Annotated in this window: 13 protein-coding genes; 9 read left to right on the plus strand and 4 right to left on the minus strand. The window is 57.6% G+C overall.

Annotation, left to right across the window (positions count from 1 at the left end):
- Positions 1-34 precede the first annotated feature (34 nt).
- Entirely contained in the window at positions 35-502 is a 468-nt protein-coding gene (gene yigI / locus ACZ6J2_RS20955) for an acyl-CoA thioesterase YigI (RefSeq protein ID WP_032644790.1), read from the minus strand.
- Between the two features lie 163 nt (positions 503-665).
- Here yigI and pldA point away from each other — a divergent pair, with 163 nt between their 5' ends.
- The 3 genes from pldA to rhtC all read left to right on the plus strand — a co-directional run bounded on the left by pldA (position 666) and on the right by rhtC (position 4137).
- Positions 666-1535, plus strand: coding sequence for a phospholipase A (gene pldA / locus ACZ6J2_RS20960; RefSeq protein WP_045357184.1), 870 nt, complete (start codon positions 666-668; stop codon positions 1533-1535).
- Positions 1536-1625: 90 nt separating this feature from the next.
- Positions 1626-3455, plus strand: coding sequence for an ATP-dependent DNA helicase RecQ (recQ, locus tag ACZ6J2_RS20965; protein ID WP_471726572.1), 1830 nt, complete (start codon positions 1626-1628; stop codon positions 3453-3455).
- Positions 3456-3516: 61 nt separating this feature from the next.
- Positions 3517-4137, plus strand: a complete 621-nt coding sequence (gene rhtC / locus ACZ6J2_RS20970) for a threonine export protein RhtC (RefSeq protein ID WP_025757538.1) — start codon at positions 3517-3519, stop codon at positions 4135-4137.
- Here rhtC and rhtB read toward each other — a convergent pair.
- Entirely contained in the window at positions 4134-4754 is a 621-nt protein-coding gene (rhtB, locus tag ACZ6J2_RS20975) for a homoserine/homoserine lactone efflux protein (protein ID WP_008501533.1), read from the minus strand. The two genes, rhtC and rhtB, sit on opposite strands and share 4 nt — an antisense overlap.
- Before the next feature lie 110 nt (positions 4755-4864).
- On the opposite strand from rhtB, the gene pldB reads away from it, so the two are divergent.
- The 3 genes from pldB (at position 4865) to ACZ6J2_RS20990 (ending at position 7671) form a co-directional block, all read left to right on the plus strand.
- Positions 4865-5857: a lysophospholipase L2 gene (gene pldB, locus ACZ6J2_RS20980; RefSeq protein ID WP_063440061.1), complete on the plus strand. Its 993-nt coding sequence runs from the start codon at positions 4865-4867 to the stop codon at positions 5855-5857.
- A gap of 31 nt (positions 5858-5888) precedes the next feature.
- On the plus strand, positions 5889-6689 hold the full coding sequence (gene yigL / locus ACZ6J2_RS20985; protein WP_029741831.1) for a sugar/pyridoxal phosphate phosphatase YigL: 801 nt from the start codon (positions 5889-5891) through the stop codon (positions 6687-6689).
- An 82-nt stretch (positions 6690-6771) separates the two neighbouring features.
- A complete protein-coding gene (locus tag ACZ6J2_RS20990) occupies positions 6772-7671 on the plus strand; it encodes a carboxylate/amino acid/amine transporter (RefSeq protein WP_032665167.1) in 900 nt (299 codons plus the stop codon).
- Here ACZ6J2_RS20990 and metR read toward each other — a convergent pair.
- A complete protein-coding gene (gene metR, locus ACZ6J2_RS20995; RefSeq protein ID WP_033146893.1) occupies positions 7559-8512 on the minus strand; it encodes an HTH-type transcriptional regulator MetR in 954 nt (317 codons plus the stop codon). The genes ACZ6J2_RS20990 and metR overlap by 113 nt on opposite strands.
- A gap of 115 nt (positions 8513-8627) precedes the next feature.
- On the opposite strand from metR, the gene metE reads away from it, so the two are divergent.
- Complete coding sequence (metE, locus tag ACZ6J2_RS21000) at positions 8628-10889, plus strand: 5-methyltetrahydropteroyltriglutamate--homocysteine S-methyltransferase (RefSeq protein ID WP_471726573.1); 2262 nt, start codon at positions 8628-8630, stop codon at positions 10887-10889.
- Positions 10890-10935: 46 nt separating this feature from the next.
- On the opposite strand, the gene ACZ6J2_RS21005 is transcribed toward metE, so the two are convergent.
- Positions 10936-11742, minus strand: a complete 807-nt coding sequence (locus ACZ6J2_RS21005) for a dienelactone hydrolase family protein (protein WP_214577594.1) — start codon at positions 11740-11742, stop codon at positions 10936-10938.
- A gap of 255 nt (positions 11743-11997) precedes the next feature.
- Between ACZ6J2_RS21005 and udp the strand changes: the two genes are divergently transcribed.
- Together udp and rmuC are read left to right on the plus strand one after the other, a co-directional pair.
- Positions 11998-12759 carry a uridine phosphorylase gene (gene udp, locus ACZ6J2_RS21010; RefSeq protein ID WP_003860792.1) on the plus strand — a complete coding sequence of 254 codons (762 nt, stop codon included), beginning with the start codon at positions 11998-12000 and terminating at the stop codon, positions 12757-12759.
- Positions 12760-12898: 139 nt separating this feature from the next.
- A complete protein-coding gene (rmuC, locus tag ACZ6J2_RS21015; protein ID WP_471726574.1) occupies positions 12899-14356 on the plus strand; it encodes a DNA recombination protein RmuC in 1458 nt (485 codons plus the stop codon).
- The last annotated feature ends 21 nt before the right edge of the window (positions 14357-14377 follow it).

The following is a 14377-nucleotide window of genomic DNA, read 5'->3' on the forward strand; positions in this document are numbered from 1 at the left end:
TAAAAGTGAATTAATTTTACCCGATTTTGCCGCCTCAACCCACCATATAAGTGGCGGTTGCGCTGGCGATATACACCTGCTCTTCGTTGTGTAATTCAACGCGCGCCACGGCAACTTTATTTCCCGCGCGCAGCAGGCTGCTGGAACAGGTAAAGCGATTTCCGCGCCCCGGGCGAAGATAGTCGACGCGCAAATCAATGGTGCCCATGCGCGCCAGACGCTGGCGGAGTTCGTCTTCGTTGATGGTGTCATGGCGGGTCAGCGTGCTGCCCACGCAGACCAGACCTGCCGCCACGTCCAGCGCGGAGGCAATCACGCCGCCGTGCAAAATGCTTTGCGCCCAGTTACCTACCATCATCGGCTGGTTGTTGAAGCTCAGCTGGGCAAAGTCTTTCTCGTAACGTTCCAGCTCCAGTCCCAGCGCGCGGTTAAACGGCATATGGTAAACAAAAATCTCGCCCACGAGTTTTAACACTTCTTCGGCGGTAAGCATGGCTGACATGAGGCATCACATCCTTATTGTTAACGAAATGTTGATTTTATGCCTCGGCAACAAGGAATTCCACTTTCAGAAACGAGGATGCAGCAGTTGTCGCAGAAGTCTGTAGAATGTTCGCCACATAACTATTCAGCTAATTTTACTCTTTTGCAGGAGAACACCACCGATGCGGACGTATCTGGCCTGGTTACTGGCGGCGGTTGCGCTGCCCCTCACAGCATATGCGCAGGAAGCGACGATCAAAGAGGTGCATGATAAACCTGCCGTTCACGGTAGCATTATCGCGAACCTTCTTCAGGAGCATGACAATCCGTTCACGCTCTATCCGTATGACACCAACTACGTGATTTATACCCAGACCAGCGATCTCAACAAAGAGGCGATAAGCTCCTATAACTGGTCTGATAATGCGCGTAAAGATGAGGTGAAGTTCCAGCTCAGCCTCGCGTTCCCGTTCTGGCGCGGTATTCTGGGGCCGAACTCGGTGCTCGGGGCGTCTTACACGCAGAAATCCTGGTGGCAGCTCTCTAACAGCGGAGAGTCCTCACCGTTCCGTGAAACCAACTATGAGCCGCAGCTGTTCCTCGGTTTTGCAACGGATTATGAGTTTGCGGGCTGGACGCTGCGTGACGTCGAAGTGGGCTTTAACCACGATTCCAACGGTCGCTCTGACCCGACATCACGCAGCTGGAACCGCGCCTATACGCGTCTGATGGCGCAGAACGGTAACTGGATGGTGGAAGTGAAGCCGTGGTATGTAGTCGGCAGCACTGACGACAACCCGGATATCACCAAATATATGGGCTACTACCAGCTCAAAGTCGGCTATCAGTTGGGTGATGCCGTGCTCAGCGCCAAAGGCCAGTACAACTGGAACACCGGCTACGGCGGTGCGGAAGTGGGCTTAAGCTATCCAATGACGAAGCATGTCCGTATCTATACGCAGGTGTACAGCGGTTACGGCGAGTCGCTTATCGATTACAACTTCAACCAGACCCGCGTCGGCGTGGGCGTGATGCTGAACGATATTCTCTAGGCTGTTCGAATGTTTTTGCGTTAAACGTTGAAGTTTCTCTCTCAGGCGCTGAAAATAGCGCCTGTTTCATTTCTGGCATATGGGGTTAACGTGGCGCAGGCGGAAGTATTGAATCAGGAGTCGCTGGCTAAACAGGTTTTGCATGAAACCTTTGGCTACCAGCAGTTCCGCCCTGGCCAGGAAACCATCATTGAAACGGTGCTGGAAGGTCGTGATTGCCTGGTGGTAATGCCGACCGGTGGCGGCAAGTCCCTCTGTTATCAGGTGCCCGCGCTGGTGCTTAACGGCCTGACGGTCGTGGTATCCCCCCTTATTTCTCTGATGAAAGACCAGGTTGACCAGCTGCTCGCCAACGGCGTGGCGGCGGCCTGTCTCAACTCGACCCAAACCCGGGAGCAGCAGCAAGAGGTGATGGCCGGTTGTCGCACCGGACAGATCCGCCTGCTGTATATCGCGCCGGAACGCCTGATGCTGGATAACTTCCTCGATCAGCTGGCGCACTGGAACCCGGTGCTGCTGGCGGTGGATGAAGCGCACTGTATTTCCCAGTGGGGACACGATTTCCGCCCGGAATACGCGGCCCTCGGCCAGCTGCGTCAGCGTTTCCCCGAGCTGCCGTTTATGGCGCTTACCGCCACGGCGGATGACACCACGCGGCTGGATATCGTTCGCCTGCTCGGGCTGAACGACCCCTATATTCAGGTCAGCAGCTTCGACCGCCCAAACATCCGCTATATGCTGATGGAAAAGTTCAAGCCGCTGGATCAGCTCCTGCGCTACGTCCAGGAGCAGCGCGGCAAGTCCGGCATCATCTACTGCAACAGCCGTGCGAAGGTGGAAGACACCGCCGCGCGTCTGCAAAACCGTGGCTTTAGCGCCGCCGCCTATCACGCCGGATTAGAGAACCACATCCGCGCCGACGTACAGGAGAAATTCCAGCGCGATGACCTGCAAATCGTCGTCGCGACGGTGGCGTTTGGGATGGGGATCAACAAGCCGAACGTGCGCTTTGTGGTGCATTTCGACATTCCGCGCAATATCGAATCCTACTATCAGGAAACCGGTCGCGCCGGGCGTGACGGTCTGCCTGCGGAAGCGATGCTGTTTTACGATCCGGCCGATATGGCATGGCTGCGCCGCTGTCTGGAAGAGAAGCCGCAGGGACAGCTGCAGGATATCGAGCGCCACAAGCTCAACGCGATGGGCGCGTTTGCCGAAGCGCAAACCTGCCGCCGTCTGGTTCTGCTCAACTACTTTGGTGAAGGGCGCCAGGAGCCGTGCGGCAACTGCGATATCTGCCTCGATCCGCCAAAGCAGTACGATGGCCTGATGGACGCGCGTAAGGCGCTCTCGACCATTTACCGTGTGAATCAACGCTTCGGGATGGGCTACGTGGTGGAGGTGCTGCGCGGCGCCAATAACCAGCGTATCCGCGATATGGGCCACGACAAGCTGCCGGTCTACGGTATTGGCAAGGAGCAGAGCCACGAGCACTGGGTGAGCATCATTCGCCAGCTGATCCACCTCGGCTTCGCCACGCAGAACATTGCCCAGCACTCCGCCCTGCAGCTGACCGAGGCGGCGCGTCCGGTCCTGCGCGGTGACGTTGAACTCAAGCTCGCCGTGCCGCGCGTCATCGCCCTGAAGCCACGCGTGATGCAGAAATCCTACGGCGGCAACTATGACCGCAAGCTGTTCGCCAAACTGCGCAAGCTGCGTAAGGCCATCGCCGACGAAGAAAACATCCCGCCTTACGTGGTGTTCAACGACGCGACGCTGATCGAGATGGCCGAGCAGATGCCGCTCAGCGCCAGCGAAATGCTCAGCGTCAACGGCGTGGGAACGCGCAAGCTGGAGCGCTTCGGTAAAGAGTTTATGGCGCTCATCCGCTCTCACGCCGACGGTGATGATGAGGAGTAGTCAGCCGGGCGAAAAAGTGCCAGGATGATGACTCACTAAATTATTTCCCCGCGAGCTAATTATGTTAATGCTATTTCTCACCGTGGCGTTGGTGCACATCGTTGCGCTGATGAGCCCCGGCCCGGATTTTTTCTTCGTATCACAAACGGCCGTCAGCCGCTCCCGCAAAGAGGCGATGATGGGCGTGCTCGGTATCACCATGGGCGTTATGGTCTGGGCGGCCGTTGCGCTGCTCGGTCTGAACCTTATCCTGGCGAAGATGGCCTGGCTGCATAACATCATTATGGTCGGCGGCGGGCTGTACCTGTGCTGGATGGGCTATCAGATGCTGCGCGGGGCGCTCAAGAAAGAAGAGAAAAAACCGCAAGAGCCGAAGGTCGAGCTGGCAACGGGCGGCCGCAGCTTTGTAAAAGGGCTGCTGACCAATCTGGCGAACCCGAAAGCGATTATCTATTTCGGCTCGGTGTTCTCGCTGTTTGTCGGCGATAGCGTCGGCGCGGGCGCACGCTGGGGCATCTTCCTGCTGATCGTCGTTGAAACCTTTGCCTGGTTTACCATCGTGGCCAGCCTGTTCGCCTTACCGGCGATGCGCCGCGGCTACCAGCGTATCGCGAAGTGGATTGACGGCTTCGCCGGCGCGCTGTTCGCCGGCTTCGGCATTCATCTCATTATTTCTCGCTAAGCATGACGCGCTGACGCAAGCAGCGCGCCAACCAGCATAAACAGCGAGCCAAAGACTTTATTCAGGGCCTTCATCTGCTTAGGCCCTTTAATCCACGCCGCAATTCGCTGCGCCAGCGTCGCGTAACCAATCATCACGATGATATCGACGATAATGGTGGTCGCGCCCAGCACCACGTACTGCATCACCTGCGGCTGATGCGGAACGATAAACTGCGGGAACAGCGCGGCGAGGAAAACGATGCTCTTCGGGTTGGTCAGGTTGACGAACACCGCGCGCTTAAACAGATGGCCGCGGTTTTGCGTCTGAGCCAGCGTATTCAGGTTGATGGAGCCTGCCGCGCGCCACTGCTGGATGCCGAGCCAAATCAGATACGCTGCCCCGGCCCATTTCAGCACCTCAAAGGCCAGCACGGAGCGGGAGAACAGGGTCCCCAGACCGATCCCGACCAGCACAATATGAATGCCCAGCCCGGTCTGCAAACCGGCAATCGACGCCGCCGCACCGCGGTAGCCATGGTTGATGGAGGTGGTCATGGTGTTAATAGCACCCGAACCCGGAGAAAGGCTGAGGATAATGGATGTCAGCAGGTAGGCGAACCACCATTCGAAGGTCATTTGAAACTCCCGAACCGTCTATTTTTATGCCACAATACGCTATTATTGAGTCATTTTGTGACCGGTGACGAAAAAAACGATATTCCCTGGATTACGTGAGTGGAAACCCAATGTTTCAGCAGAAAAAGGACTGGGAAACACGAGAAAACGCTTTTGCTGCTTTCTCTATGGGGCCGCTGACCGATTTCTGGCGGCAGCGTGAGGAAGATGAGTTTACGGGCGTCGGGGGCGTCCCGGTGCGTTTCGTTCGTTTCCGAAATGAAAAAAATGACCGGGTGATTGTGGTCTGCCCCGGGCGTATTGAAAGCTACGTTAAATACGCCGAGCTGGCCTATGACCTGGTCCATATGGGGTTCGATGTCCTGATCATCGACCATCGTGGACAGGGGCTGTCGGGACGTATGCTGCCGGACACGCACCGTGGGCACGTCGATCGCTTCAGCGATTACGTTGACGATTTTGCCGCGTTCTGGCAGCAGGACGTTCAGCCCGGCCCCTGGCGCAAGCGGTATATTCTTGCGCACTCCATGGGCGGCGCCATTTCGACGCTGTTTTTGCAGCGTTACGCGCACGAGTGCGACGCCATTGCGCTCACCGCGCCGATGTACGGTATCGTGATCCGTTTTCCTGACTGGATGGTGCGCCATCTTCTTGACTGGGCTGAGGGCCATCAGCGCATTCGTGAAGGTTACGCCATTGGCACAGGACGCTGGCGCGCGCTGCCGTTCGCCATCAACGTCTTAACCCATAGCCGGCAGCGTTATCGCCGCAATCTGCGCTTTTATGCCGATGAACCGCGCTTGCGCGTCGGCGGACCGACCTGGCACTGGGTGCGGGAGGGGATTTTGGCCGGTGAGCAGGTGCTGGCGGGCGTAGGCGATGATGACACGCCGACGCTTCTGATCCAGGCGGAAGAAGAGCGTGTGGTGGATAACCGCATGCATGACCGCTATTGTGAACTGCGCGCTGCAGCCGGTCACCCTTGTGAAGGGGGTAAACCGCTGGTCATTAACGGCGCGTTCCATGAGATCCTTTTTGAAAAGGACGCTATGCGCTCAGTCGCGCTTAACGCCATTGTTGAATTTTTCAACAGGCATAATTGATTCTTGTTTTCCACCAGAGGTTGAAATCCCTATGTACCAGGTTGTTGCATCTGATTTAGATGGCACGCTGCTTTCCCCCGACCACACCCTGTCGCCTTACGCGAAAGAGACCTTAAAACTCCTGACTGCCCGTGGCGTGAACTTTGTGTTCGCCACCGGCCGCCACCACGTGGACGTGGGGCAGATCCGCGATAATCTTGAGATCAAATCGTACATGATCACCTCTAACGGTGCGCGCGTGCATGATACCGACGGCAACCTGATCTTTACCCACAATCTGGATCGCGATATTGCCGCCGATCTGTTCGGCGTGGTGCATAACAACCCGGCTATCGTCACTAACGTTTACCGCGACGACGACTGGTTTATGAACCGCCACCGTCCGGACGAAATGCGTTTCTTCAAGGAAGCGGTATTCAACTACTCCCTTTACGAACCGGGCCTGCTGGAGCCGGAAGGGATCAGCAAGGTGTTCTTCACCTGTGATAGCCACGAAGAGCTGCTCCCGCTGGAACAGGCGATCAACGCCCGCTGGGGCGATCGCGTCAACGTGAGCTTCTCAACCCTGACCTGTCTGGAAGTAATGGCGGGTGGCGTCTCTAAAGGTCACGCGCTGGAAGCGGTTGCGAAACGTCTGGGCTTCGGGCTGAAAGACTGTATCGCCTTCGGTGACGGCATGAACGACGCCGAGATGCTTTCGATGGCGGGCAAGGGCTGCATCATGCAGAACGCGCACCAGCGTCTGAAGGATCTGCACCCTGAGCTGGAAGTGATTGGTTCTAACGCTGACAACGCGGTACCGAAGTATCTGCGTAAACTGTTCCTTGAATAATCTTCATTCGGTTGTTTATTGCTCAGTTGTCAACTAAAGAGTTCGCTACAATGCCTCTCCTTCTTTCTGAGAGACAAGCATTGTGGCGCTACTCATTATCACCACTATCCTGTGGGCCTTCTCCTTTAGCCTGATTGGCGAATACCTTGCCGGTTCGGTCGACAGCTACTTCTCGGTGCTGATGCGCGTGGGGCTGGCGGCGCTGGTGTTCCTGCCGTTTCTGCGCACGCGCGGGCAATCGCTGAAAACGATTGTTCTGTATATGCTGGTGGGGGCGATGCAGCTCGGCATCATGTATTTGTTCAGCTTCCGGGCCTACGTCTACCTGTCCGTCTCCGAATTCCTGCTCTTTACCGTGCTGACGCCGCTCTATATCACACTGATTTACGACCTGCTCAGCAGACGCCGTCTGCGCTGGGGATACCTGCTGAGCGCCGCGCTGGCGGTGATCGGCGCGGCGATTATTCGCTATGACAAAGTCAGCGATCACTTCTGGACCGGGCTGATGTTCGTCCAGCTTGCCAACATCAGCTTCGCCATCGGCATGGTGGGCTACAAACGTCTGATGGAAACCCGCCCGATGCCGCAGCACAACGCGTTTGCCTGGTTCTATATGGGCGCCGCGATTGTCGCAGTAGCGGCGTGGTTTATGCTCGGTAATCCGCAAAAGCTGCCGACCACCGCCGTGCAGTGGGGCGTTCTGGTCTGGCTGGGCGTAGTGGCGTCAGGGCTGGGGTACTTCATGTGGAACTACGGCGCTACGCAGGTAGACGCCGGTACGCTGGGGATTATGAACAACGTGCATGTCCCGGCAGGGCTGCTGGTCAACCTCGCCATCTGGCAGCAACAGCCGCACTGGCCGAGCTTTATTATTGGGGGAGCGGTGATCCTGGCTTCGCTGTGGGTCCATCGCCGATGGGTCGCTCCGCGCTCCGCACAAACGGAAGATGGTCGCACGCGTGGTTCCGCGCTGAGCGAATAAACGCCTCCGTAATCGGCTGACGCTGCTCGCCATCGCGCACGGCGGCGTACAGTCGGCTCCACAATCCTTCACCCAGGGTTTTGGTCTGCACCAGACCCTGGCGTTCAAAACTCTCCACCACCCAGTGCGGCAGCGCCGCGATACCCATTCTGGCCGCCACCATCTGAATCAGCAGCAGGGTGTTATCCACGCTTTTCAGCTGCGGGCTAATGCCTGCCGGCTGCAGGAAGTGGCGCCAGATATCCAGACGACTACGCTGGACCGGATAAATCAGCAGCGTTTCTGTCGCCAGGTCTTCCGGCGTGACGCGCGTTTTGGCGGCCAGCGGGTGGTCCGGCGCCAGCACCAGGCGCACTTCATAATCAAACATCGGCGAATAGTGCAGGCCGCTGCGCGGCAGGATGTCGGAGGTCATGACCAGATCCAGCTCGCCCTGCTGCAGCGATGGCTGCGGGTCAAAGGTCACGCCGGATTTGAAGTCCATCTCCACCTGCGGCCACTTCTGGCGGAAGTTCTCAAGCGCGGGGGTCAGCCACTGAATACAGCTGTGGCACTCAATGGCGATGCGCAGTTTGGTCTGCTGCGGTTCGTTACACGCCTGCAGCGCGCTTGCGATTTGCGGCAGTACCTGATTCGCCAGCTGAAGAAGAATTTCACCCTGCGGCGTAAAGCGTAGCGGCTGGCTCTTACGCACAAAAAGACGGAAGCCGAGGCGTTGTTCCAGATCGCTGAACTGGTGAGAAAGGGCAGACTGGGTCTGGTGCAGCGTGGCCGCAGCCGCCGCGAGCGAACCGCAGTTCCGCAACGCTTGTAGCGTTTTCAGGTGTTTAATCTCGATCATGAAAGTCCTTCACTTCGCCATGAACATATTGCGCTTGAGGAATATACAGTACCTGCCAATTATAGAAGTGTAAACATCTGGACGTCTAAATAACGAATTTCACAAGGGGCACACCATGACAATCCGCAATCACACTCTCGGTTTCCCTCGCGTCGGCCTGCGTCGCGAGCTGAAAAAAGCGCAAGAAAGCTACTGGGCGGGTAATGCCACCCGCGAAGAACTGCTGGCGGTAGGACGCGAGCTGCGCGCCCGCCACTGGGATCAGCAAAAACAGGCGGGCATTGACCTGCTGCCGGTGGGCGATTTCGCCTGGTACGACCATGTTCTGACGACCAGCCTGCTGCTTGGTAATGTACCGGCTCGTCATCAGAACAAAGATGGATCGGTAGATATCGATACCCTGTTCCGCATCGGCCGTGGCCGCGCGCCAACGGGTGAGCCAGCGGCAGCGGCGGAAATGACCAAGTGGTTTAACACCAACTATCACTATATGGTGCCGGAGTTCGTCAAAGACCAGCAGTTCAGGCTGACCTGGACGCAGCTTCTGGACGAGGTGGACGAAGCGCTGGCGCTGGGCCACCAGGTGAAGCCGGTGCTGCTCGGGCCGGTAACGTACCTGTGGCTGGGCAAAGTAAAGGGCGAGCCGTTTGACCGACTCAGCCTGCTGAAAGATATTCTGCCGGTCTACAAACAGGTGCTGAGTGAGCTAGGCAAACGCGGCATTCAGTGGGTGCAAATCGACGAACCTGCGCTGGTACTCGAACTGCCGCAGGCATGGCTCGATGCCTTCAAACCGGCGTATGACGCACTCACCGGTCAGGTAAAATTCCTGCTGACGACCTATTTTGAAGGCGTGACGCCGAACCTGAAGACCATTACCGCGCTGCCGGTCCAGGGCCTGCACGTTGACCTCGTACACGGTAAAGATGATGTGGCGGAGCTGCACAAGCGTTTGCCAGCGGACTGGCTGCTCTCTGCCGGGCTGATCAACGGCCGTAACGTCTGGCGCGCCGATCTCACGGAGAAATACGCACAAATCAAAGACATCGTCGGCAAACGTGAGCTGTGGGTGGCCTCGTCCTGTTCGCTGCTGCACAGCCCGATCGATCTGAACGTGGAGACCCGTCTGGATGCCGAGGTGAAAAGCTGGTTTGCCTTCGCCCTGCAAAAATGTGAAGAGCTGACGCTGCTGCGCGACGCGCTGAACAGCGGCGACACGGCGGCGATTACCGAATGGAGCGCCCCGATCCAGGCGCGTCGTCACTCGGCGCGCGTGCATAACCCGGCGGTGGAAAAACGCCTGGCGGCCATCACCGCCCGGGACAGCCAGCGGCAGAGCCCTTACGAGGTGCGCGCCGAAGCGCAGCGCGCCCGCTTTAATCTGCCTGCGTGGCCGACCACCACAATTGGCTCTTTCCCGCAGACTACGGAGATCCGCGGCCTGCGTCTGGACTTCAAGAAGGGCAACTTGGATGCGAATCACTATCGCACCGGCATCGCCGAACACATCAAGCAGGCGATTATCGAGCAGGAACGCCTGGGGCTGGACGTGCTGGTGCACGGCGAGGCCGAACGTAATGACATGGTGGAATACTTTGGCGAGCACCTGGACGGCTTTGTCTTTACCCAGAACGGCTGGGTGCAGAGCTACGGCTCCCGCTGCGTGAAGCCGCCGGTGGTTATCGGTGACGTCAGCCGCCCGGAAGCGATCACCGTGGAGTGGGCGAAGTATGCCCAGTCCCTGACCGACAAGCCCGTAAAAGGGATGCTCACCGGTCCGGTGACCATTCTCTGCTGGTCGTTCCCGCGTGAAGACGTGACTCGTGAAACCATTGCCAAACAGATCGCCCTGGCGCTGCGTGATGAGGTGGCGGATCTGGAAGCGGCAGGCATTGGCATTATTCAGATTGACGAACCGGCGCTGCGCGAAGGCTTGCCGCTGCGCCGCAGCGACTGGGATGCCTACCTGCAGTGGGGCGTGGAGGCGTTCCGCATCAACGCCGCGGTGGCGAAGGACGACACCCAGATCCACACCCACATGTGTTACTGCGAATTCAACGACATCATGGATTCGATTGCCGCGCTCGATGCCGACGTGATCACCATCGAGACCTCGCGTTCAGACATGGAGCTGCTGGAGTCGTTTGAAGAGTTCGACTACCCGAATGAAATCGGGCCGGGCGTGTACGACATTCACTCCCCGAACGTGCCGAGCGTGGAGTGGATTGAAGCCCTGCTGAAAAAAGCGGCCCAGCACATTCCGGCAGAGCGCCTGTGGGTGAACCCGGACTGCGGACTGAAAACCCGCGGCTGGCCGGAGACGCGCGCGGCGCTGGCGAACATGGTGAAGGCGGCGCAGAACCTGCGTCAGGCTTGATGATGCGTAGGCCCGGTAAGGCATAGCCGCCACCGGGCTTTTTTTATTACGCTTTCTTACCGCCGTACTGGCTAAACCACGCCAGCATTCTCTGCCAGCCATCTTTGGCTGATTCTGCGTGATAGCTCGGACGATAATCGGCGTTAAACGCGTGCCCGGCATCCGGATACACCACGATCTCCGCCTTCGCATTGGCCGCACGGAGCGCATGGCGCATGGTCTCTACCGAATCCAGCGAAATACCGGTGTCCTGACCGCCGTAAAGCCCTAACACGGGGGCGTTTAGCTCCGTGGCGATATCGACGGGATGTTTCGGTGAATTCAGCGTTTTCTCACCCACCAGTTTGCCGTACCAGGCGACAGCGGCTTTGAGCTGCGGGTTATGCGCGGCATACAGCCAGCTAATGCGTCCACCCCAGCAGAAACCGGTGACCAGAAGACGATGCGGATCGCCGCCGTTGCGCGCCGCCCAGCTGGCGACGTGGTCGAGATCGGCCAGCACCTGCGCGTCCGGGACTTTGCTCACCAGGTTGCTGAGCAATGTTGGAATATCGCTGTAGTCGTTCGGATCGCCCTGACGGAAGTAGAGCTCTGGCGCAACGGCCAGATACCCTTCCAGCGCCAGCCGGCGGCAGAGGTCGCGAATGTGTTCGTGAACACCAAATATCTCCTGAATCACAATCACGATGGGCAGCGGGCCCTCTGCCGATTTTGGCCGTGCGTGCCAGGCAGGCATATTCTCCCCCTGCGAGGGAATGGAGGTCTCACCCGCGGTAATTGCCGCTTCTGGCGTCGACACGATGGTTGAAGCATGTGGGGCCGCAGCAGGTGCAAAACCGGTTTTTTCAGTCATGGCATTCTCCGTACCAATGAGTTAGCGCAAAGGTAAATATAGACACCAGGTTAACAACTCACAGTGCCTTAAACGGTCTATCTTTTGTGCAGCACCTGGCGATATAACTTGTTAATGTGATGTGAATCACTTTTTTATGGAAATTCAATGTAATCATTTTCATTCATGGTGAGGTGTGTCACGAAAATATGCTTACTGCTTCTGTAAAGTACCGTTTTACTTCTTCTGACTAACCGACCCACAGAGGAGTCACTTATGTCTAAGTCTGATGTTTTTCATCTCGGCCTCACCAAAAACGATTTACAAGGGGCTACGCTCGCTATCGTCCCTGGCGATCCTGAGCGTGTGGAAAAGATCGCCGCGCTGATGGATAAGCCGGTCAAGCTGGCTGCCCATCGTGAGTTCACCACCTGGCGCGCAGAGCTGGATGGCAAAGCGGTGATCGTGTGCTCTACCGGTATCGGTGGTCCGTCTACGTCTATTGCTGTTGAAGAGCTGGCGCAGCTGGGCATTCGTACTTTCCTGCGTATCGGTACCACCGGCGCTATCCAGCCTCACATCAACGTCGGCGACGTGCTGGTCACGACCGCGTCCGTTCGTCTGGACGGCGCAAGCCTGCACTTTGCACCGATGGAATTCCCGGCAGTGGCTGATTTCGAATGCACCACCGCGCTGGTTGAAGCCGCGAAATCCGTGGGCGCAACGACCCACGTGGGCGTCACCGCCTCTTCCGACACCTTTTACCCGGGCCAGGAGCGTTACGACACCTTCTCAGGCCGCGTGGTAAGCCGTTTCAAAGGTTCAATGGAAGAGTGGCAGTCCATGGGCGTGATGAACTACGAAATGGAATCCGCAACGCTGCTGACCATGTGCGCAAGCCAGGGTCTGCGTGCCGGTATGGTGGCGGGCGTGATCGTCAACCGCACCCAGCAGGAGATCCCGAACGCCGAAACCATGAAGCAGACCGAAAGTCATGCAGTGAAAATCGTGGTGGAAGCAGCGCGTCGCCTGATCTAATCCTCTCTTCTGAAATCAAAGGCCGACGCGTTCGGCCTTTATTTTTTGCGTAGCGCCTCGCAGGAAAACCCTTTCAAACTGGACGTTTATACAGCACAATTCTATTTTGTGCGGGTAATACGTTGATGCAGGGGGCATTGTGGATATCTCGATCCTGATTTACGCGGTGATTGCGCTGGTGGGCTTAGGGATTGGCTGGCTGATTTCCAGCTACCAGCATGCGCAGCAGAAGGCCGACCAGCTGGCCGAGCGAGAAGAGATGGTCGCCGATTTAAGCGCGGCAAAACAGCAGCTTGCTCTGAGCGAACACTGGCGCGACGAGTGCGAATTGCTTAACAACGAGCTGCGTAACCTGCGAGACATCAACACGTCACTGGAGGCCGATCTCCGCGAAGTCACTACCCGCCTTGAATCCACCCAGCTGCATGCGGAAGACAAAATCCGCCAGATGATCAACAGCGAGCAGCGCCTCAGCGAACAGTTTGAGAACCTCGCCAACCGAATTTTTGAGCACAGCAACCGCCGCGTTGACGAACAGAACCGCCAGAGCCTGAACAGCCTGCTGACGCCGCTGCGCGAACAGCTGGACGGTTTTCGCCGTCAGGTGCAGGACAGCTTTGGTCAGGAAGCCCGCGAGCGACACACGCTGGCGCATGAGATTCGCAATCTCCAACAGCTGAATGCGCAAATGGCGCAGGAAGCGGTCAACCTGACCCGCGCGCTGAAAGGGGATAACAAAACCCAGGGCAACTGGGGAGAAGTGGTGCTGACCCGCGTGCTGGAGGCCTCTGGTCTGCGCGAAGGATACGAATACGAAACGCAGGTGAGTATCGAAAACGATGCCCGCTCTCGCATGCAGCCGGATGTGATTGTGCGGCTGCCGCAGGGTAAAGATGTGGTGATTGACGCCAAAATGACGTTGGTGGCATATGAACGTTACTTTAATGCGGACGATGACTTCATGCGCGAGTCTGCGCTGCAGGAGCACATTGCCTCCGTGCGTAATCATATTCGCCTGCTTGGCAGAAAAGACTACCAGCAGCTGCCGGGTTTGCGCTCGCTGGACTATGTCCTGATGTTCATCCCGGTAGAACCCGCGTTCCTGCTGGCACTCGACAGACAGCCTGAACTTATCACCGAAGCGCTCAAAAATAACATTATGCTGGTCAGCCCCACCACGCTGCTGGTGGCGTTACGCACCATTGCGAACCTGTGGCGCTATGAGCACCAGAGCCGCAACGCGCAGCAGATTGCCGATCGTGCCAGCAAGCTTTACGACAAAATGCGCCTCTTCGTGGACGACATGTCTTCAGTCGGGCAGAGCCTGGATCGTGCGCAGGATAACTACCGCCAGGCGATGAAAAAACTCACCTCCGGACGCGGCAATCTGCTGGCACAGGCTGAATCATTCCGCAGCCTGGGGGTTGAGGTTAAACGCGAGATTAATCCGGAATTGGTCGAACAGGCCACCGCCCAGGACGACGAATTTCGCCTGCGAGAAGGCGCGGACGAACAAAAGACAAACAGTGAAGACAACACGTTAGCGGCGGATTTATCACCAGACGAGACTCCAGCGCGTTTCTTTCGCGGTGGTTGAAACGTAGGGCAAACGCGCCCA

The sequence above is a fragment of the Enterobacter sp. E14S genome (assembly GCF_055666685.1).